Origin of the sequence: Mesorhizobium sp. M2A.F.Ca.ET.043.02.1.1 (assembly GCF_003952405.1) — a bacterium.
Lineage (GTDB): Bacteria > Pseudomonadota > Alphaproteobacteria > Rhizobiales > Rhizobiaceae > Mesorhizobium.
On the sequence record NZ_CP034445.1, the window covers coordinates 4,727,609 to 4,745,965 of the forward strand.

An 18,357-nucleotide genomic window follows, 5' to 3' on the forward strand; every position below is an offset into this window, starting at 1 on the left:
GGTCAACGCCCCGCTGCGGTCAGCGCCGCCCGATTGTAGATGTCGCGCATCATCCTCACCTGCTTGCCCAGCGAGAATTTGCGTGCCTGCCGCGCGGCGCTCCTGCCGAGCTTGCGCCGCAAGCTTTCGTCACGGGACAGGCTCTCGATGCAGCCGGCCAGTGCATGTGGATCACGCGGGTTGAAGAACATGGCCGCGCCATTCCAGATCTCGCGGTAGGTCGCGATATCGGCGAGCACCAGCGGCGTGGCCGAGAGCGCTGCCTCCAGGGCGGCCAGCCCGAAGGGCTCGTAGATGGAAGTTGACACGAAGATGCCGGCCCGCCTCATGCGGCGCCGAACCTCGCGGTGGTCGATTGAACCGAGAGAGACGCAGTGGTCGAAACGGGCGCGCTGTCCGTCGGGGCCGGCGAGCGGACCGGCGGCCTGAACGGGCCAGGCGCAGAGCGCGGCGGCGGCGTCGAGCGATGCCGCATCCTTGCCCTCGTCCCACCAGCGCGCGGCGGCAAAGACGAAAGGCTCGCGGCGTCCCGGCCTCGGACCGGGCAGGGCGCCATTATGGACGACGCCCAAGCCTGCGATCGCGCCGTAGCAGGCTTGGAGCATCTCGGCATGGCTTCGGCTCGGAGCGACAACGGTGTCGGCGCGATCGAATCCGGCCCTGTTGCGATCTCGCTGCCAGGACCAGGCGTCCGCCGGCGCCTGCCCACGCACCGCGTGCAGCCAGGTGGCCACGCATGAATGCGAGACCGCGACGATGGGACATGTCAGATCAAGTCCGGCGGCTTGCGCCGGCGCATTGAGATGGACGAGATCGATCGCATAGGTCTTGGCAAGGCTTCGCAATTCGCCCGGCAAGCGGTCGAGATCTTTTTCATCGCGCGTCATCCAGTCCGGCGGGCTTTTCAGCCAAACCAGCGTGGCGAAAGACTGCGCCTCACGCGCCTGCTCCGGAGAAGGCTCGGGCCCCAGCCCGGCAAGCACGATGCTGTCGCCGCCGGCTGCCAGCTCGCGAGCCAGGTCGAGGCAATAGCGCCACACCCCGCCGACGGCGTCGGTCGTCATCAGGATGCGCCGCGGACGATGGATCAGTGATTGCAGCATGAGGACTCCAACTCAGCCAGCGCATGCGGGCGCTGGTCCTGGATGTCGCTGAACGAGCGGAAGGAGGCGAGGTAGTGCTCATGCGCGCGCTCCCAGGCGAGGTCGTCGGGTTCGCCCCAGAGTTCGCGATAGCTGGGCGAGCTCGGATAGGGGTAGAGAGGCACGGGCTCGTTCGCCCAGACGCCGTGATCGATGAGGTGCTTGCGCCAATAGTCCACCAGCGCCGGGTCGTCCTCGACCACGCCGATCAGATTGGCCTGGACGAAAGGCACGTTGCGGCGGGCGTCGATGAGAAGCGCTGCGAGGTCCTCAGTGTCGAGGCGGCAGCGCTTGGCAAGCATCGCGCGGCCCTCGACGGTCAGGCTTTCAAGGCCTGCTTCGATCGAGACGCAGCCTGCCGCGCCGAGCAGCTCGAGCAGTTCCGGCTTCCACAGATCGATGCGCGTCTGGACGCCGAATTGAACGTCGCGATCGACCAGCGCCTCCAGCAGCGCTTTCTGCGGCAGGAAAATCTCGTCGATGAAATAGATGTAGCCGACGCCTTGCGCGATCAGCCCGTCGATCTCGGCAACGATCGCATCGTGCTTCCTGCGCCTATAGGCATCGCGAAAATCGATCTTGGCGCAGAAGCTGCAATTGTAAGGGCAGCCGCGCGACGCCTCCACCTCGGCGCCGGCGCCCTTCTGGACGGTATCGAACCTATGGTGGTGGTGGCTATGCGCCGCGATCCAGTCGGACGGCCAGCTGAGCGCCGGATGATCGATGAATGAACTGGCATGAACGCCGCCATAGCAGGCGAGACCCTCGCCCTGGAGGCGGGCCGTATGCGCGACCTTGCTCCAGTCGCTTTGCCGCGCGAGCTCCGCCACGATCTCCTCGCATTCGCCGCGCACGACGAGATCGACGCCGAGCTTGCGCAAGGTCGGCGCAGGCGTCGCCGAGCCGTGCGGTCCGACCGCCACGGTGCGTCCGCCGCGTCCGGCCAGATGGTTGAGGAATTCACCGGGAACACGCAGTTCCGGGGGCGCGCAGCGCCAGAACAGATAGGTCGGCGCGGTGGTTACCACCGTCATGTCCGGCGCGAATGACGCCACGCGCTCGGCAAGGGCTGCGTTGTCGAGCCCCTGCAGCAAGCCGTCCAGCATCAGGACGTCGTGCCCGTCGGCTTCCAGCATTGCCTTCGAATAGCCGAGCTCCAGCGGCAGATGCGGCTGGCGGCAGCCGAAATAGATGCTGTGCTCATACGTCCAGAACGGATTGACCAAGGCGACTTTCATGCGACGTACCTCGTGGCTTCGGGGCGAGATTGGAGCCGATGCCGCAGCAGCCAGCTGGCAAGATCGCAGATGCCTTCGTGCCATGGGACATGCGCCTGCCAGCCGATCGCGGCTTGCAGCTTGCGCGTGTCGGCGACGAAGAAGGGCTGATCGCCGGTGCGCTCGTGGTCGTGGCGGATCGTGATGTCGCTGCCGGTCATGTCGGCGATCTCCGCCAGCAGCACGCGCAGGCTGACCGCATTGCGCGGGCCGCCGCCCAGATTGAACGCCTGGCCCTTCAGGTCCTCGATCCTGGCCAACAGGCCGCGATAGGCGGCAACCGCATCGGACACATGCAGGATGTCGCGCACCTGCCTGCCGTCGCCGTAAATGGTGATCGGCTGGCCGGACAGGGCGCTGAGAAGAAAATGCGCGACCCAGCCCTGGTCCTCGGTGCCGAACTGGCGCGGCCCGTAGATGCAGCTCATACGCAGCACCGCCGTCGGCAAGCCATAGGACTTGGAATAGTCGAGTACATACTGATCCGCCGCGCCCTTCGAGCAGCCATAGGGCGTGCAGAAATCAAGGCCCACCTTCTCAGCGACGCCGCTCGTACGCACCTCCTCGTCGAGCGGTTCATAGCGATCGTCGGCTTGCCGAACCGCGATCTGGGGCAGGCTGCCATAGACTTTGTTGGTGCTGGCGAAGACCACGGGAGCTCCGGCGCCGCGGGCGACTTCCAGAACGTTGAACGTCCCTTTGAGATTGATGTCGAAGTCTTCAGCGGGATCGCTCAGGCTGGTCGTCACTGCTGTTTGAGCGGCCAGATGGAAAATCGCTTTGGCCGGCGCCAGTGCGGTGGCCAACGCGCTCAGATCGCGAATGTCGACGATTTCGACGGTCAGCTGCTCGCCATGCTTTTGCGCCAGCCAATCGAGATTCTGCTCGACGCCTGGACGGCTGAGATTGTCGACGACCAGCACTGTTTCCCCGTCGGAGAGCAGGCTGTCGGCGAGATTGGAGCCGATGAAGCCGCTGCCGCCGATAACGGCCACGGGCGCCTGTCGGGCGTGGCGGTGCGTCTGGGTCATGAGACCAATCCCCGCTCTTCCAGCTCGCGCCGCATGTCGGCGCCCCGGTCGATGACGACGCTGTTGCGAACCCAGGCGGCGAATTCGCCGAGCGAATTTTCCAGTCGATGCTTCGGCTCGAAGCCGAGCAGCTCGCGCGCCTTGGCAATGTCGGCGAAGCAGTTGCGGATGTCGCCGGAACGCGCCTTGCCGAGAATTTCGGGCGGGCGCTTGGGAATACCCATCGCCCTGGCAAGCAGGCGGGCTACGTCGCTGATCGAATAAGCGTGGCCGCTGCCGATATTGATGGCATGGCCGGCGGCCTGGCGCTGTTCCAGAGCAAGCCGGAAAGCGGTGGCGACGTCGCGCACATGCACGAAGTCGCGCTTCTGCTCGCCGTCCTCGAAGATCGTCGGCCGCTTGCCGTTGGCGAGACGCGAGGCGAAGTTGGCGAGAACACCGGTATAGGGATTGGAAAGCGCCTGTCCGGCGCCGAAGACGTTGAAGAGGCGCAGCGCCACCGCATCGATGCCATAGGCCTGGCCGAAGATCAGCACCGCGCGCTCCTGCGCGTATTTGGTCAGCGCGTAGATCGAGGCGAGATCCGGCCGCTTCTCCTCGTCGGTGGGAATCGGCGACAGGGCCTCGCCCGATGCCGATCTGAGATCCCACAGGCCGTCCTTGATGTCAGCGTGCTTGCGTCGGGCATTATCGATCCGCTCGCCGTCCGCAGTCCGGTAGAGGCCTTCGCCATAGATGCTCATGGAGGATGCCACGACGATCCGTTCGACCGGATGCTTGATGAGTGCCTCGAGCAGCACCGCCGTGCCGAGGTCGTTGGTGCCGACATAGCGGGCGATCTCGTACATGGATTGGCCGACGCCGACCTCGGCCGCCAGGTGGATGACCGCGTCGATATCCGAAACGGCCTCGGCGACCGCATCGCGATCGCGCACGTCGCCCTTGATCAGCTCGGCTCCGGTGGGAAGGTTGATGGCTTCGGCACCGTGCACCTGGTCGACAAGCGCATCGAGCAGGCGCACGCGATAACCATGGTCGGCGAGCTCCTGGGCGACGTGGCGGCCGATGAAGCCGCAACCTCCCGTAACCAATACTCGTTTCACGATGACTCCCTTGCGGATTTTGCTTCGGCGCCCCGAACTGCGCGGTAAAAGGTTTGTTCCCTGCATCAACAAAGTTCCCGCCGCGGGAGGTCACGCAGCCCAGACAAGGGCTGTGCAACCCGGTGGAACATTGCCCTTTGGCTGCTGTTAGGGCCGCTCACCAATCCCCGCTGCGAGAAAGGGAAATCCATGTCCGAGGCCAAGACGACCACCAATCACGACGAGATCCGGAAATGGGTGGAAGAACGCGATGGTCAGCCGGCCGTCGTTCGCACGAAAGGCAAGGGCGGCATTCTGCGCATCGATTTCGGCGAGCCCGAAGACACGCTGGAACCGATCGAGTGGGACGAATTCTTCCGCATTTTCGACGAGAACGACCTAGCCTTCCTGCATCAGGATGAAGCCGGCGGCGGAGGAACGAGCCGCTTCAACAAATTCGTCGAGCGCAGCCAGAAGGACTAGAGCAATTCCAGGAAAAGTGTCAGCGGTTTTCCGTTCGGAATTGCGTCAGAGATAGAGCGGCTCGCCGTTTCCGTGAAACGGCGAAACGCTCTAGTGGGTCGAGAAGCTGGCGTCGTCGCGCCGTTGGAGGGAGAGGAGGCCCTGCAACGGCGCCGCGGCAGGCGGTCAGGCTGCCGCATTTGTTCGTGCCGCTCAATCGAGCGGCTTGTCCGTCGGCCTGGGTGTCGGCCCGGTCTGGCGCCGTCGGCCGGCGTTGCGGTTTGCAACAGGATTGTCGAGCGGCGAGGTCGAGGGCTCCCGTGCGCCTGAGGTCTTTGGGGCAGTCGGTCTCGCGCCCGCATCGCGGTCCTGCGCATCGCGATGCGGATGCGGAAGCCCACCGGGATCGGGCGATTTCACCGCAGGCTTGGACGTGTCTTTCGGTTCAGCCATTTTCGAACCTTTCCTCGTTCAGCCGTTCGCTATGCGCGCGATCAGCCGTGCGGGCGCATCACCACCTTGATGCAGCCGTCCTGCTTGTCGCGGAATGTCTTGTAGAGATCCGGTCCTTCCTCCAGGCCCGCGCGGTGGGTGATGACGAAGGACGGGTCGATCTCGCCGCTTAGCACCTTCTGCAGCAGCGGCTCGAGATAGCGGTGGGTATGGGTCTGGCCCATGCGGAAAGTCAGCCCCTTGTTCATCGCCGCGCCGAACGGAATGTGATCCACCAGGCCGATATAGACGCCGGGCACCGAGATCGTGCCGCCCTTGCGGCAGCAATAGATCGCCTCGCGCAGCACATGCGGCCGGTCGGTGCCGAGATAGACGGTGGCTTTGGCCTTATCGAGCATGGAATCGGACGTTGCGGTGGCATCGGCCTCGGTGCCGACGCAGTCTATGCAACTGTCAGGGCCGCGACCGTCGGTCATGGCCATGAGGGCATCGTAAATATCGGAATTGCTGAAATCGAGGGTCTCCGCTTTGCCGTAGTCCCGCGCCATGGCGAGCCGTTCCGGCACTTTGTCTATGGCGATGACGCGGCCCGCGCCGAGCATCCAGGCGCTCTGGATGGCGAACTGCCCGACCGGCCCGCAGCCCCAGATGGCGACAGTGTCGCCTTCCTGGATCCCGGCGTTCTCGGCCGCCATGTAGCCGGTGGGGAAGATATCGGACAGGAACAGCACCTGCTCGTCATCCATGCCGTCAGGCACCTTGATCGGGCCGACATCGGCAAAGGGCACGCGCAGATACTCGGCCTGTCCTCCCCAATAGCCGCCGACCAGATGCGAATAGCCGAACAGGCCCGCGGGCGACTGGCCCATCACCTTGGCGGCCTGCTCGGCGTTGGGGTTCGAGCGGTCGCAGAGCGAGAACAGGCCGTTGCGACAGAACCAGCACTCGCCGCAGGAGATGTTGAAGGGGACCACGACGCGATCGCCCTTCTTGAACTTCGTGTGAGCGCGGCCGACTTCCACCACTTCGCCCATGGTCTCGTGGCCCAGCACGTCGCCCGATTTCATCGTCGGCATGTAGCCGTCCATCAGATGCAGGTCCGAGCCGCATATGGCGCAGCACGTGACCTTGATGATGATGTCGCGATCGTTCTCGATCACCGGGTCGGCGACCTGGTCGCAACGAATGTCGCCTTTGCCATGCCAGGTCAGGGCTTTCATCGGTTGTTCCTTTGGGTTGTCGATGCTTAGCGGGCTACGGACCGAACTGGCGCTGGGCGGGAATGTTCCCGGATCAGAGCCCGCGTTTTCAGCCATTCTTCGCCGAACCCGGTTCGGCCATGTTGCGGTGCTGTTCGGCCAGAGTGCCGGCCGGTGTGACATGGGCGGCGGCGGCCTGCATCTTGTTCTTCCAGCCGCTGACCACTTGCTCCTCGCCGGCCATCAAGGCGTCGTAGCCGTCCCTGGCCACATCGGCGGGATTGTCCTTCTCTTGCACCCCGATCTCGGTATCCATCATGTCGGCGCGCTCGAAGAAGCGCGTCTGCGTGGCGCCCGGCATCAGAACGGTGACGCTCACGCCGCTGTCCTTCAGCTCGTGACGCAGCGCGATGGCGAAGGAATCGATGAAGGCCTTGGTGCCGTTGTAGACCGCCTGGAATGTGCCTGGCGTGAAGCCGGCGATCGAGCCTGTGAACAGGATCCGGCCGCGACCGCGTCCGACCATCTTGCGGCCAAGCCGATGGGCCAAATAGACCGTGCCGGTGATGTTGGTGTCGATGACGCGGCGTGCCTCGTTCCAATCCTGGTCGACAAAGCCCCGGCCCAGGCCGCGCCCCGCGTTGAGGAACAGGAGATCGATGTCGCGGTCGCCGATCTCGGCGATCAATTTGTCGGCGCCATTCTCGCGTGCAAGGTCGGCCTCCACCGCATCGACCGAGACGCCGTGCGATCGGAGCGCCTCCGCGGCCTGCTCGATGGCCGGCTCATCGGCGACGATGACCAGATCGTAGCCGTCCTTGGCGCAGAGTTTCGCGAGCTCCCTGCCGATGCCGCTCGAGGCACCGGTGACGACCGCCAGTTTCCCGTTTCCCATTCGATCCTCCTGAGTGGTTCGGCCGAACATCCGGTTGGACCGAATGTTCCTTGGGATCGGAGGATTCCGCACGATGAAACTGCAATGCCTTCGGCCGAGGGAACCGCGTGGGCGCTCTGGCTGTTGGATCGGCAAGGAGCAATCGCCATGGGACTCTTTTCCGACCTGAACAAGAAGCTGACCGAAAACCTCTATGCCCATGGCAGCTATCTGAGCGATCCGAGCGCGACCTGCCGCGGCGGGTGGAGGAGACGGTCGATCTGCTGATGGCCTTCGCGAAACCCGAGGCGCGGGAAACAGTGAAGCTGCAGATCCTCGGTATCATCCACGAGCATATCTTTGACGAGGAGTGACTCCGGCGATCGCTCGATCCACCGGAGACATAACCGTCAATATGCGGTCATTCCGAACGGCGGGATCCGCGCTGCTTCTCGGCGTCGCGCAGCAGCCGCACAATGGCATCCACTGGAGAGGGGTCGGTCGCAGGCTGTGCTTTCCAGCGCCACAGATGGCGAAACAGACTTCTCAAGCTCGGCATCGCAATAACCTCCTGCGTTATCAAACCTGGGACGGCGAATGATGTTCCTTCCATGGCTAGTGCAGGGCCGCGGCGAGCAGAAAGGCGACCGCGGCCAGGACAACCAGCGCCACGATGACCAGGACCGGCCCGTTCCTGCTCGGCTCGAGGTGTGGCGCGTTCTCCGGCGGTCGCATCGCGTGGGCAAAGCTCGACTGGTTGGTGAAGTTCGGTTTGCGCGGCTCGGCCGGCGCGGCGGACGTCGAGACAGCACCGGCTTCGGCGTCTGCTTCCTGCGGTGCCGCCGCCGGGTCGAATCCGGGTGTCTTGTCCTGCGTCCTGCCGGCCTGGATTTCGCCGCGGGCCTCGGCCGGTGTGCGTGGGTTGGGTGACATTCGGCGCCTCCTTTGTTCCCAAACCTTCATCCGGCCCCGCTGTTCCAACCGCGCCTTCTTGAAACTCGGAGGGAACTTTCCGGAGCAGGGCAGCTTTGTATTCTCAACACCAAGAGAAAGAGGCAGGAATGCAAGTTCTCGACACAGCGATACATGCCAGTCCCGGAACTGTGACGGTCGAATTTGTCGGCGAGGGCGGCGAAAACATCGCTGTCACGATGGTCGTGTCCAATCCGTTGCTTGACCACGGCGCCCTTGTTGATCGCGCCAAAGAGTTGATGGTTCAGTGCGCGGCTTTCGGCGGCCTGCCTGCACAAGACCGCTCGCAGGGGAACGCAGATGGCGGCCGGCCCGGCATCCAGCGGCAAAGCGATACAGGTGAGGGTCCCTACACATTCGAATATCGCGAGGGTGGCAATGTGAGGCGGCTCGAAGGCGTGGACTTGCCCAACCTGGAAGCCGTTCATGACGAAGCGTTGCGGTCGGCGATCGATCTGCTCGACGATGCGGCCGAACCCTTTCAGGACGGCTGGGCGGTTCGGGTTCGTGGCGGCGACGGCGCTGTCGTCGTGTCCGTCGATTTCGAAGAAGCAAGGCAGGAAAGGGCAACCGCCGCAATGTGAGGGAGGCGGCATCTGTGAAAGGTAATATGATGCGTTCCCTCATGTCACTGCATGCGCTTGCGAGTTCACGAGGCGACGGGCTGAGACCTGAGTTCCTTCGCCTGCTTGATGCCCGCGCGGCCTTGTCCCACCCCGACGTGATTGAACTTCAGCAGGAGACGGGGTTGAACCAGGCCGGTCCAAATCCTGTTGGGGAGCTCGAAACCGCTCCGAAGCAAAGCGTGGTGCGTTTCCCTGGCCGGCGGAGTACGATCAGTCGTGCGTCCGGCAGAAATGCGCCTGTCATAGGAGGTCGCCATGGCAACGCCCTTGGCACTGATCATTGAAGACGAATATCTGATTGCGTCGGACGTGGCGAATGGCCTGAAGGAGCGAGGTTTCGAGGCGGCCTGCGTAGCGTCCGAGCGGGCAGCCGCGACTTGGCTGGACGATCACAGGCCGGACCTTGCCATTATCGATATCCAACTGCTCGATGGCCAGCGCGGTGTCACCGCCGCCCGCCTCAAGGAAGCGGGCGTGCCTTTCGTCGTCCATTCGGGCTACGATCCGGAGTTCCAGTCGCCGATCTTCCACGGCGCGCCTTATGTGCCCAAGCCGGCGCCGATCCGGCATCTGGTCGAACTGGCGAGCCAATTGGTAGGGGATCGCGCCGAGCAATAGATCAGGCCAATTCAATGAGCCCAAGCTGGACTTCAGCCCGACGCGGCATCACCTTTGCGGAACCGCGACACCGCCTCGATCAGCATCTTGTAGTCGACGGGCTTGGCTAGCTTCTGCGCGTCCCTGAATTGATCGGGGAAGACGGTGGCGCTGTCATATCCGGTAAGGAAAATGAAAGGCACGCCGCCACGCGCCAGATGCTCGGCCAAAGGAAAGCTTCGCTCGCCGCGAAGATTCACGTCCAGCACGGCACCATCCAGGGCGATACTGTCCGCTTGATCCAGCGCTTGTTGAACCGTGGGCACCGGTCCGACCACGGTGCATCCGGCACCGCTCAACTGGTCGGCCAAGTCCTGCGCAAGCATGAACACGTCCTCAACCACCAGGACTTTAAGGTCGGACAAGAGTGTATTCGTGTTCATTCCCGGTACCCAGCGCGAGGATGTCAGCGGTCCGTGGCGGGTGCCAACGGTATCTGGATGTCGCACTCAAGCCCGGAGGGCTCGAACCGCAGGTCGACCTTCCCCCCAAGCTCATACTCTAAACTTTGCTTGATAAAGCTTGTTCCGAAATTCAGTCGCGTCGGCTCGTCTACGGCAGGCCCGCCGATTTCCTTCCATCCGATTGACAGCACACCCGATTTGTCGGTTCTCCAGGCCACTTCGACGCGGCCGTCCTCGGTCGAGAGCGCCCCATATTTCGCCGCATTGCTAGCAAGCTCGAAGAACACCATGCCAAGTGTCGCGGCCACGCTTGCGCCGAGCTGCAGTGATTTTCCGTCAATGACGATGTTCTGGCGAAGCTTGCTGCTGTAGGGCGTTAGAACCGCCCGCAGCAGCTGCTCGAGATCGGCATCGCGCCAGTTGTAGGAAGACAGCACTTCGTGCGTTCGGCCCATTGCCTGCAGCCGCTGCTGGAACGAGGAAAAGAAATCACCGATTGAACTCGATGTGCCAACCATGCGTGAAGCCAGCGCGGTGACTGTGGCCAGGATGTTCTTCACGCGATGTTGCAGTTCGTGCAGCAATCTCTCCTGGCTGCGCTCTGCCTCCTTGTGGCTCGATATGTCGACAAGGGTCGCGATGGCGCCGCGCACCTTGCCGTTTTCGTCGAAAAGCGGGTTGGCCGACATCATCACGTCGATGCCCGAACCATTCTCGTGCAGGATTTGCGCTTCGTAGCCGGGGATAGGTTTTCCGGTGCGAATCGCCTTTCGCAGAGGCTGCTCTTCAGCATCCACCTTAACGCCGTTGAGCGTCAGCGGCAGGACGGCGGGAACTGAAATGAGCTTGTCGCCGGTGGAGCGCTGCCCCATGAGTTCCACCGCGCGGCGGTTGGCGCGGATCTCCGCGCCGTCGCCGTCTTCGGCGATGAAGATGCCGACCGGCACCAGGTCGAGCAGGGTCTCGAGGCTTTCGACGCGGTTGCGCAGGTCGTGCGAGAGCACGCCGATCTTTTCCTCTGCCCGCGCGATCTGCGTGACATCGACAAAGGTGACGACGACGCCGGCAATCAGGTTGTCGACGGTGCGATAGGGCAGGACGCGCATGATGTAGCGCCGGCCGCTGTCGGTACCTTCGACCTGCCGCTCGATCGTGCCAAGCCTCAGCAGCACCTGCTCCATGTCGGCCTGCAGCCCGTCAGCGGGGAAGCGCGGCCGCACATGCGCCAGCGGCCGACCGACATCGCTCTCGACCAGGCGGAAAAGGTCGCGGGCGGTCGGCGTGAAGCTCTTGATGCAGAGGTCGCGGTCGAGAAACACGGTGGCGATCTGCGTGCTTTCGAGCAGGTTGGCCATGTCGTTGTTGGCGCGGCTGAGCTCGTCGACGCGAATGTTGAGCTCGGCATTGACCGTCTGCAGTTCCTCATTGATCGACTGCAGCTCCTCCTTCGAGGTTTCCAGTTCCTCGTTGGACGACTGCAGCTCCTCGTTGATCGACGACAGTTCCTCGTTGGAGGATTTCAGCTCCTCATTGGAGGATTCGAGCTCCTCCGTGGTAATCTGCAGCCGCTCCTTGGTTTCCCTCAGCTCCCTTTCGAGCTGGCTGACATTGGCGCTTTCGACATCGTCGGTCATTTGGACGGGCTCGTCCTCCGACTCCGCCTTGATGCCGCCGATGTCGCGGAAGACCAGCATGTAGAGCGGGTCCGCCGAGCCGTCGGAGGGCAACGGTTGCACGGCCAGGCTGATCGTCTGCCGGCCGCCATTGGTGCCGACGGTGATCTTGTTCTGAATCGCCACCTGTCCGGTGCTGGCCGCCTTGTGGAGCGCCGCGCGCAGATCCATGCGAAGGCCCCGCCTTGCCATGGAAAAGACGTTGTGGTCGGGGGCGCCCGCGGCGAGCTCAAGATATTTGCCGGTACCGCCCGAACTATGCATCAATTCGCCACCGGCGTTGACCACCACATAGGCCGGCGCAAATCGCTCGACGAGAAGACGCTCCGCCACTTCCTGCAAGGTTCCGTTCGTCGCCCGCTGCCGTGTATTCGGCACGGTGTGCCTGGCAGCGGCGGCGAGCGGGAATTCGGGCAACCGCTGCGGGGTCATCCCGCCACGCTTCTGAAAGATGCGGCTCGCCTTGTCCACGGTGGAGAACAGGCGGGCGTGCCGCGTGACGTTCTCCGAGGATCCGAGAAAGAGATAGCCGTTGTTGCGCAGAGCGTAGTGGAAGATCGGAATGATTTTTTCCTGCAGTTCCGGGCCCATATAGATCAGGAGGTTCCGGCAGGTGATCAGGTCGAGCTTGGAGAAGGGCGGGTCGCGCAACAGGTTGTGCGAGGAAAACAGACAGACCTCGCGCAGATCGGCCGAAACGCGGTAAGTGCCGTCCTCGCGCGAGAAGAACTCCTTGAGCCGCTTCGGCGTTATGTCCGTGGCGATCGTTGCAGGATAGCGCCCGGCGCGGGCCACCTCCAGCGCACGCTCGTCGATATCGGTGGCGAAAATCTGCAGATTGGGCGAGGCGGCGCCCCGCGGAGCGCTCTCCTTTAAGAGCATGGCGATCGAATAGGCCTCTTCGCCCGTCGCACAGCCGGGCACCCATACACGGATCGTCTCGTCGGGCTTTCGGTTCTCGAAGAGCCGGGGAATGACCAGTCTTTCCAGCACATCGAAGGCGTGCTCGTCGCGAAAGAAGCTGGTGACGCCGATCAGCAGGTCCTGGAAGAGCAGATCGACCTGCTGCGGCTCGTCGCGCAGCCGCTCGTAAAAGGCGATCGGGTCGTCGATCTGCAGCACCTGCATCCGGCGCTGGATGCGGCGCAGGATCGTGTTGTCCTTGTAGCCGCTGAAATCATGGCCGGTGCGCACGCGAAGCAGCGCCGCGATGCGCGAAAGCTGCTCGGCGACATCGCGCTTGCGGCGGTCGCGCTCGCCATCGGTGTGGTTGGCGTGGCGGAAATAGCTGGTGAGCTTGCCCGCCATTTCCTCGGCCGGAAGCACCATGTCGACTAGGCCGCTCTGGACGGCGCTGCGCATCATGCCGTCATACTCGGCGCTTTCCTGCGCCAAGGTCAGGCCGCCGCGTTCCTTGATGGCTCTCAGCCCGATGGTGCCGTCACTGCCAGTGCCGGACAGGATCACTCCCGCCGCGTTCTCCGACTGCTCCTGCGCCAGCGAGGTGAAGAAATCGTCGATCGGCGTGCGCCTGGCGCGCGTCGTGGCCATTTTGGCCATATGGAAATGCTGGCCACGCACCGTCACCGATACACCGGGCGGCGTGACGTAGATCTTGTCGGGCTCGATCTCCATGTCTTCGGCCGCCGTCAGCGTCTCGATCGAGGTCGACCGCTGGATGATGCTGGCGAGAACGCTTTCGTGCTCGGCATCGAGATGTTGAATGACCACATAGGCAAAGCCGCTTTCGGCCGGCACTTCGGGAAAGAACCGTTGCAGGGCCGCGATGCCGCCGGCCGACGCGCCGATGCCGATAATCGGGAAAGGTGCCCCCTCCGTTGCGGCCTCGGGCGCGTCGTTAGCCTTCGCTCTTGTCGTGCCTGTCTTCCTCGCCGCCCGCGCCATTGCCGCCTAACCGTGCTCGCCTGCTCTCAAGGATGCGCTCGATGACGGCGGCATCCGCTTCGTATTCCCGCGCCCGCTGGCCGAACTGATTGGCCAGTTCGGAGCGACGCCGTGTCTTTTCCCGCTCGGCCATGCGCCGGGCAAACTCCGCCCGCTGCTGATGCGAGCGAAGCAGGCTCCACAGGATCTCGTCCGCTTCGATAGCCTGAGCCTCTATCACTGCGTCGGCGGTGAAGGCATGCCCGGTATGACACCGATAGCGGAGCATGTCACCGTCTTCGATCTCCCACAACGGCCCGTGGCATTCCGGGCATGTAAACACCGACAATTGCCCAAGTCGATCTTCGTCTTTCATGGTCGAATGCTCCTGCGCGGCGATGGCCGCCTCCAATCTTACCATCGGCGGTGCCGCAAAGGTCTCGCCCGGCGGCTCGGCAGTCAGCTTTGCAAGCAAAGCGCCGAGCTCGGCAGCAGGCAGGCAGTGGTCGACCTCGACATAATGCAGCGCGCTTTCCACCATGGAAGGTACCAGCGTATCTTTAGGATGCTGGACGACCGCCAGCCCGCCGACGGCCTTGACGGCCCTCAACCCGGCGGTGCCGTCGGACATCGCACCCGACAGCAGCACGCCGATGACGCTGGCGCCGTAGCTCAGCGCCGCTGAACGGAACAAAGGATCGATGGCCGGCCGGGCGAGGTTTTCGCGCGGGCCGCGCCGCAGCATCATATGGCCATCGTGAAGGAGAAGATGGAAACCCGGCGGCGCCACATAGATGCAGCCCATCCTGAACGCCGCGCCGTTCCTGGCCGGCTGCGCTTCGAGCCTCCCCGCGCGGTCGAGGATATCGGGCAGGTAGCTGACCTGGCCGATATGCACCACGACGAACACGGCCGCCGGCAGATCGGCGGGCAGATCGGCGACGATCCGCTTCAGAGGCTCGATCCCGCCGGCCGACGCGCCGATAACGATGATGTTGTGGTTGTTCGTTGGGCTTGTGGAACGGGCCATTCCGCGACGAGCCTCCATTGGGCTGTAAGAACCGCTCCGTTGCGGTGATGGCGGCATCGCGGTTCAGCGACCGGTCAGGTGTTTAACAATGCAATCCACGCGATGTTCCATCGCTGCCGGTTCAAGCGCCTGCCCGCTGTCCCAAAAGATGGCTGGAACATAGGAGATCGCTGGCAGTTCGGGTTCGCTTCGGACGCCATGCCAAGGCGTCTGTTGAAGACGGGTGGGCAACACCTGGTCGGCCCGCGCCTGCCCTCGCTGGCGTGGGCTTCAGGCCCCGGCAGAACCTGCCGCGCCGCCGTGCAGATGTCGCCGCCACAACCACAGGAGACAGCAATGAAGCATCAGACCTCATACGAACTTCAATCGGTGGCAATCGTCGATCGGCTCGGCTTGATTCCCCTTGCGACGAGAAGGCAGCGGATCGAGCGGTGGGCGGAATTGCTCGATCGCAATCCTCAGCGTTGCCTCTCGGCGCTGACGGGCACCGAATATGTCGATCCCGGCGTCCGTGAACGGGTGCGGGCGGATGGCTCGCCGCTCGCGGTTGCCTTCGATGATCCGCTGCTGCGCGCGGCCGGGTTGCAATCGGACACCTATGGCGAGGCGAAGCGCTTCTTCGAACTCTCCGATTGGCAATTGCATGATGTCGTCTGCAGCTGCCATACCGGCGCGACGATGCAGGCCAGCTGGGCCGCCGCGCGGGTGCGTCGAATTGTAAAGGGCAACCGGATCCTCGGATGGCTCAGAAGCCGCTTCGTGCAATAAGAGAGTTGCCGGCGAGCGCAGGTCGCCGGCGGCCCGATCAGTGCAAAAGAGAGGCTCCGCGCGACCAGGCTATCCTGCGCATAATGCTGTTCAGCCAGTCGGTGATCGATGAGGCCTCGGGCCTATTGTCGATATCCTCAAGCGCCTGTTCCAGAGTGTGCTCGACAAGGCGGTCAGAGGCCCCGGCATCGTCCAGCAGCAAACGTGCGGTAAGCCGGAGCTTGGGCAGCAGCGCGACGACGTCCTCCGCCGCAGACACCGGCTGCGGGACGGTCGCTGGCTCTGCGGAGGGCTCCGGCGGGAACAACGCATCGACCAGGCTGATGCGGTTCGAGGACTTGCTCAGGCTGCTGGCGAAACGCAAATGCTCGGGGATGGCGATGTCGTCATATCCGCTGAAGAACACGAAGGGCACGTTGCGCAGCATCAGTTCGTCCGCCACCGGAAAAATCTTGCGGCCGTGCAGGTCGATGTCCAGGATCGCGGCCTCGGCTGCTTTGGCATGTCGTCCGGCCTGTTCCAGCGTCGCCACCGGTCCCAGGATGATCGCGCCCATGTCAGCGAAGAAGGTCGCGAGATCGCTGGCGAGCAGCCACTCGTCCTCCGCAATCAAGAGGTGAAGTCCCCTGAGGTTTCGCACACACGAACTCCGTCAATAGCATTCCGTGGTGAGACCGCAGCCCTGGACCATGCCGCGCCGACATCGGCGCGCATGACAGTGAGGCCGCAGGGAAGCCAGATGTTAGAACGCAGCGACGGGTGAACCGTTCCGGCCGTTCGCGCATGCTTCGATCCGATCCGGCAGGCATGGAACCATTGCGCTGGCCCGCGGTTCGGCACGAGGCGGGACTTGGCCGGGAACCAGGACCATGACATCGCACGGCGAAGCCTCCAAGGATGATAACGAGTGTGAGAATGCCGAACGGGTCCGCGACCTCGCGGAAAGAGCGGGAATTCCAAGCGGGTTGGCGCTGGCGCAGATCCTGAAATACGGAAACGATCCGCGCGTGCTCGATCGCGAGGCGGCAAAGCTGAAGCGGGACGCGGACAATGGCGATAGATAGGGGCAGCCGTGCTTGACGATCCGATGGTCCTCATCCTGATGTATTTCGTCTTGCCGGTCTGGCTGATCGCGGGGTTTGCCGATTGGCTCTGCCACCGCGCGACCCACATAGAATCCACGACCGGCGCGAAGGAATCGCTCATCCATCTCCTGATGTTCGCCGAGGTCGGGATCCCGCTGCTTGCGGCAATGTTCCTCGAGGTGAACGCCCTGGTCGTCGCCGTGATGATCGTCACCTTCTTTGTCCATGAAGCGACAGCGATGTGGGACGTGCGCTACGCGACCACGGCGCGCACGGTGAGCCCTATCGAGCAGCATGTGCACAGCTTCCTGGAGATGATCCCGCTGATGGGCCTGGTCATCGTGGTGGCGCTGCATTGGGGGCAATTCCTGGCGCTGTTTGGCGCCGGAACGGAAGAAGCTCGCTTCGATCTGACCTGGAAACCTCAGCAACTGCCGGTGACATATGTTGCCGCCGTGATGGTCATTATCGTGCTGTTCGAACTGCTGCCCTATGTGGAGGAGTTCTTCAGAGGACTGCGCGCCAACTCGGGCCGGCTCGTTCCAGCCAAGGCAAAGCGGCACAAGGCCGGCGACACCGCCGCACGATGAAGCGCCTCATCGTCTCAGCCATTCTGGTCGATAGCATGAGGCGAGGGCTGCTGGGCACCGCCAGCCGGACGCCCGCCATTCTGGCCAGCCCACAGCCAGAGGGCGACCAGAACGATCACCAGAAGGCCAACTGCGAATATGATACGGCGCATCCGCGACCTCAGCCGCCTGGCCTGTTGGCGGCCGGGTCCGAGCCGACCCCAACAGCAGGATCGGGCGCCACCGGACCGCGCTCGGCCTCCGAACCTTCCGACTCGATCTCCTGAACGGCTTGATCCCAATGTTCCTGCTGGCGCCCCTCGGGGCGGCCTTCGCGTTCCCATATTTCGTGGGCGCGCTGCCTGATCCGTTCTTCCCTGTTCATGCCGGACTCCTCTCGCGGCTGAGCTCCCCTGCCCGCGCCTAATCCGGTGGGGGGAGGTTTGTTCCACCGAGGACTTTGTTTCGGCTGCCCGGGAGTTGGGAACTCCGTCCTCGCGCCGGTGTTTTCTTCCATCAACCGGAGATCAGTCATGAACAACATCCAGAACCGTCGCGAGACGGGCGCCAGGAAATATCCGGCGAATACCGATCCGGATCCGAGCGACGAATTTTCCCAGGACGCCGCCAGCAACGAAAGACCTCACGTCGATCCAGGCCTTAGCCGCAAACAGGGCGAGGTCGAGGACAAGACCCACCAATCGGAAGGCCGCAATCCGCCGCGGCAACCGACGCCGAGCCCGGCGACCGAAAAAAGCTCAGGCGCCGGCCCTGCGGTCGCGGAGCATTCCAAGGACGCGAAAGCGCCCCGGAGCGGCCGTCAGCCCGGCGCCTATGTAAAGGAATGATGGCGCCGCAGACGTCGTGGAACATAGCTATGACTTCTAAGTTCGGGGAATGGCCGCCGCCGACGATCCGGCGGCGGATCGTGAGGCTCTGGAACCGTCCGGAGCCGCCGCAACCCCGGCGGATCGGCTATGAACACAACAGCGTCAAGCGAACATCTGCAGGCACGGGCAGCGGCGGTTGGGCTACGTCCACTCCGCCGGCGGGCATGGCTTCCTCTGACGGCAAGCGTCCTGGCGAGCCTCCTTTGCGTCCCGGCATCGGCGCATCAGGCGCCGGCGGGCTGGCAGTATGACCCTTCCTGCTGCTCTGGGGTGGATTGC

20 protein-coding genes are annotated in these 18,357 nt (G+C 63.7%); 7 read left to right on the forward strand and 13 right to left on the reverse strand.

Annotation, left to right across the window (positions count from 1 at the left end; translation table 11 throughout):
* Positions 1 to 2: 2 nt before the first annotated feature.
* Genes EJ068_RS22455 through EJ068_RS22470 form a run of 4 tightly spaced genes read right to left on the reverse strand, consistent with a single transcriptional unit; the run spans position 3 to position 4,553 of the window.
* Entirely contained in the window at positions 3 to 1,103 is a 1,101-nt protein-coding gene (locus EJ068_RS22455; protein WP_127251285.1) for a glycosyltransferase family 4 protein, read from the reverse strand.
* Positions 1,088 to 2,380, reverse strand: a complete 1,293-nt coding sequence (locus EJ068_RS22460) for a TIGR04295 family B12-binding domain-containing radical SAM protein (protein ID WP_127251286.1) — start codon at positions 2,378 to 2,380, stop codon at positions 1,088 to 1,090. Before EJ068_RS22460 ends, EJ068_RS22455 begins: the two co-directional genes overlap by 16 nt.
* The gene (locus EJ068_RS22465; RefSeq protein ID WP_127251287.1) at positions 2,377 to 3,450 is read right to left on the reverse strand and encodes an NAD-dependent epimerase/dehydratase family protein; all 1,074 of its coding nucleotides are present in this window, start codon (positions 3,448 to 3,450) and stop codon (positions 2,377 to 2,379) included. The genes EJ068_RS22460 and EJ068_RS22465 overlap by 4 nt, the downstream gene beginning before the upstream one ends.
* Positions 3,447 to 4,553 carry an SDR family NAD(P)-dependent oxidoreductase gene (locus tag EJ068_RS22470; RefSeq protein ID WP_127251288.1) on the reverse strand — a complete coding sequence of 369 codons (1,107 nt, stop codon included), beginning with the start codon at positions 4,551 to 4,553 and terminating at the stop codon, positions 3,447 to 3,449. Before EJ068_RS22470 ends, EJ068_RS22465 begins: the two co-directional genes overlap by 4 nt.
* A gap of 189 nt (positions 4,554 to 4,742) precedes the next feature.
* Between EJ068_RS22470 and EJ068_RS22475 the strand changes: the two genes are divergently transcribed.
* Positions 4,743 to 5,015, forward strand: a complete 273-nt coding sequence (locus tag EJ068_RS22475) for a hypothetical protein (protein WP_042647258.1) — start codon at positions 4,743 to 4,745, stop codon at positions 5,013 to 5,015.
* 192 nt (positions 5,016 to 5,207) lie between these two features.
* Here the strand turns inward: EJ068_RS22475 and EJ068_RS22480 are convergent, their stop codons facing one another.
* From EJ068_RS22480 to EJ068_RS22500, 4 genes are all read right to left on the reverse strand, one after another.
* Complete coding sequence (locus tag EJ068_RS22480; RefSeq protein WP_127251289.1) at positions 5,208 to 5,447, reverse strand: hypothetical protein; 240 nt, start codon at positions 5,445 to 5,447, stop codon at positions 5,208 to 5,210.
* Between the two features lie 41 nt (positions 5,448 to 5,488).
* On the reverse strand, positions 5,489 to 6,667 hold the full coding sequence (locus EJ068_RS22485; RefSeq protein WP_127251290.1) for a zinc-dependent alcohol dehydrogenase: 1,179 nt from the start codon (positions 6,665 to 6,667) through the stop codon (positions 5,489 to 5,491).
* An 88-nt stretch (positions 6,668 to 6,755) separates the two neighbouring features.
* A complete protein-coding gene (locus EJ068_RS22490) occupies positions 6,756 to 7,541 on the reverse strand; it encodes an SDR family NAD(P)-dependent oxidoreductase (RefSeq protein WP_127251291.1) in 786 nt (261 codons plus the stop codon).
* 594 nt (positions 7,542 to 8,135) lie between these two features.
* Complete coding sequence (locus tag EJ068_RS22500; RefSeq protein ID WP_127385964.1) at positions 8,136 to 8,453, reverse strand: hypothetical protein; 318 nt, start codon at positions 8,451 to 8,453, stop codon at positions 8,136 to 8,138.
* Between the two features lie 128 nt (positions 8,454 to 8,581).
* Between EJ068_RS22500 and EJ068_RS22505 the strand changes: the two genes are divergently transcribed.
* On the forward strand, positions 8,582 to 9,076 hold the full coding sequence (locus EJ068_RS22505; protein WP_126079187.1) for a hypothetical protein: 495 nt from the start codon (positions 8,582 to 8,584) through the stop codon (positions 9,074 to 9,076).
* 297 nt (positions 9,077 to 9,373) lie between these two features.
* Entirely contained in the window at positions 9,374 to 9,736 is a 363-nt protein-coding gene (locus EJ068_RS22510; protein WP_127251929.1) for a response regulator, read from the forward strand.
* A 32-nt stretch (positions 9,737 to 9,768) separates the two neighbouring features.
* On the opposite strand, the gene EJ068_RS22515 is transcribed toward EJ068_RS22510, so the two are convergent.
* Genes EJ068_RS22515 through EJ068_RS22525 form a run of 3 tightly spaced genes read right to left on the reverse strand, consistent with a single transcriptional unit; the run spans position 9,769 to position 14,766 of the window.
* Entirely contained in the window at positions 9,769 to 10,158 is a 390-nt protein-coding gene (locus EJ068_RS22515) for a response regulator (protein ID WP_127251930.1), read from the reverse strand.
* A gap of 23 nt (positions 10,159 to 10,181) precedes the next feature.
* Positions 10,182 to 13,757, reverse strand: a complete 3,576-nt coding sequence (locus EJ068_RS22520) for a CheR family methyltransferase (RefSeq protein ID WP_127251931.1) — start codon at positions 13,755 to 13,757, stop codon at positions 10,182 to 10,184.
* A complete protein-coding gene (locus tag EJ068_RS22525; protein WP_245463190.1) occupies positions 13,711 to 14,766 on the reverse strand; it encodes a chemotaxis protein CheB in 1,056 nt (351 codons plus the stop codon). The genes EJ068_RS22520 and EJ068_RS22525 overlap by 47 nt, the downstream gene beginning before the upstream one ends.
* 336 nt (positions 14,767 to 15,102) lie before the next feature.
* On the opposite strand from EJ068_RS22525, the gene EJ068_RS22530 reads away from it, so the two are divergent.
* Positions 15,103 to 15,534, forward strand: a complete 432-nt coding sequence (locus EJ068_RS22530) for a hypothetical protein (protein ID WP_126079182.1) — start codon at positions 15,103 to 15,105, stop codon at positions 15,532 to 15,534.
* Between the two features lie 37 nt (positions 15,535 to 15,571).
* Here the strand turns inward: EJ068_RS22530 and EJ068_RS22535 are convergent, their stop codons facing one another.
* Positions 15,572 to 16,147: a response regulator gene (locus tag EJ068_RS22535; RefSeq protein WP_245463191.1), complete on the reverse strand. Its 576-nt coding sequence runs from the start codon at positions 16,145 to 16,147 to the stop codon at positions 15,572 to 15,574.
* Positions 16,148 to 16,403: 256 nt separating this feature from the next.
* On the opposite strand from EJ068_RS22535, the gene EJ068_RS22540 reads away from it, so the two are divergent.
* Together EJ068_RS22540 and EJ068_RS22545 are read left to right on the forward strand one after the other, a co-directional pair.
* Positions 16,404 to 16,598 (forward strand): hypothetical protein, encoded by a 195-nt coding sequence (locus EJ068_RS22540; protein WP_127251934.1) that lies wholly within the window; start codon positions 16,404 to 16,406, stop codon positions 16,596 to 16,598.
* Positions 16,599 to 16,606: 8 nt separating this feature from the next.
* On the forward strand, positions 16,607 to 17,209 hold the full coding sequence (locus EJ068_RS22545) for a diguanylate cyclase (RefSeq protein ID WP_127251935.1): 603 nt from the start codon (positions 16,607 to 16,609) through the stop codon (positions 17,207 to 17,209).
* Between the two features lie 160 nt (positions 17,210 to 17,369).
* Here EJ068_RS22545 and EJ068_RS22550 read toward each other — a convergent pair whose 3' ends face one another.
* The gene (locus tag EJ068_RS22550) at positions 17,370 to 17,573 is read right to left on the reverse strand and encodes a DUF2934 domain-containing protein (protein WP_127251936.1); all 204 of its coding nucleotides are present in this window, start codon (positions 17,571 to 17,573) and stop codon (positions 17,370 to 17,372) included.
* 148 nt (positions 17,574 to 17,721) lie between these two features.
* On the opposite strand from EJ068_RS22550, the gene EJ068_RS22555 reads away from it, so the two are divergent.
* Positions 17,722 to 18,036 (forward strand): hypothetical protein, encoded by a 315-nt coding sequence (locus EJ068_RS22555; RefSeq protein WP_127251937.1) that lies wholly within the window; start codon positions 17,722 to 17,724, stop codon positions 18,034 to 18,036.
* Positions 18,037 to 18,357: the final 321 nt, after the last annotated feature.

What these genes read in the sequence shown, in the direction of transcription:
- EJ068_RS22455 (WP_127251285.1), bottom strand. Translation starts at nt 1,103, where the DNA reads ATGCTGCAATCACTGATCCATCGTCCGCGGCGCATCCTGATGACGACC.
- EJ068_RS22460 (WP_127251286.1), bottom strand. Translation starts at nt 2,380, where the DNA reads ATGAAAGTCGCCTTGGTCAATCCGTTCTGGACGTATGAGCACAGCATC.
- EJ068_RS22465 (WP_127251287.1), bottom strand. Translation starts at nt 3,450, where the DNA reads ATGACCCAGACGCACCGCCACGCCCGACAGGCGCCCGTGGCCGTTATC.
- EJ068_RS22475 (WP_042647258.1), top strand. Translation starts at nt 4,743, where the DNA reads ATGTCCGAGGCCAAGACGACCACCAATCACGACGAGATCCGGAAATGG.
- EJ068_RS22480 (WP_127251289.1), bottom strand. Translation starts at nt 5,447, where the DNA reads ATGGCTGAACCGAAAGACACGTCCAAGCCTGCGGTGAAATCGCCCGAT.
- EJ068_RS22485 (WP_127251290.1), bottom strand. Translation starts at nt 6,667, where the DNA reads ATGAAAGCCCTGACCTGGCATGGCAAAGGCGACATTCGTTGCGACCAG.
- EJ068_RS22490 (WP_127251291.1), bottom strand. Translation starts at nt 7,541, where the DNA reads ATGGGAAACGGGAAACTGGCGGTCGTCACCGGTGCCTCGAGCGGCATC.
- EJ068_RS22500 (WP_127385964.1), bottom strand. Translation starts at nt 8,453, where the DNA reads ATGTCACCCAACCCACGCACACCGGCCGAGGCCCGCGGCGAAATCCAG.
- EJ068_RS22505 (WP_126079187.1), top strand. Translation starts at nt 8,582, where the DNA reads ATGCAAGTTCTCGACACAGCGATACATGCCAGTCCCGGAACTGTGACG.
- EJ068_RS22510 (WP_127251929.1), top strand. Translation starts at nt 9,374, where the DNA reads ATGGCAACGCCCTTGGCACTGATCATTGAAGACGAATATCTGATTGCG.
- EJ068_RS22515 (WP_127251930.1), bottom strand. Translation starts at nt 10,158, where the DNA reads ATGAACACGAATACACTCTTGTCCGACCTTAAAGTCCTGGTGGTTGAG.
- EJ068_RS22520 (WP_127251931.1), bottom strand. Translation starts at nt 13,757, where the DNA reads ATGGCGCGGGCGGCGAGGAAGACAGGCACGACAAGAGCGAAGGCTAAC.
- EJ068_RS22525 (WP_245463190.1), bottom strand. Translation starts at nt 14,766, where the DNA reads ATGGCCCGTTCCACAAGCCCAACGAACAACCACAACATCATCGTTATC.
- EJ068_RS22530 (WP_126079182.1), top strand. Translation starts at nt 15,103, where the DNA reads ATGAAGCATCAGACCTCATACGAACTTCAATCGGTGGCAATCGTCGAT.
- EJ068_RS22540 (WP_127251934.1), top strand. Translation starts at nt 16,404, where the DNA reads ATGACATCGCACGGCGAAGCCTCCAAGGATGATAACGAGTGTGAGAAT.
- EJ068_RS22550 (WP_127251936.1), bottom strand. Translation starts at nt 17,573, where the DNA reads ATGAACAGGGAAGAACGGATCAGGCAGCGCGCCCACGAAATATGGGAA.
- EJ068_RS22555 (WP_127251937.1), top strand. Translation starts at nt 17,722, where the DNA reads ATGAACAACATCCAGAACCGTCGCGAGACGGGCGCCAGGAAATATCCG.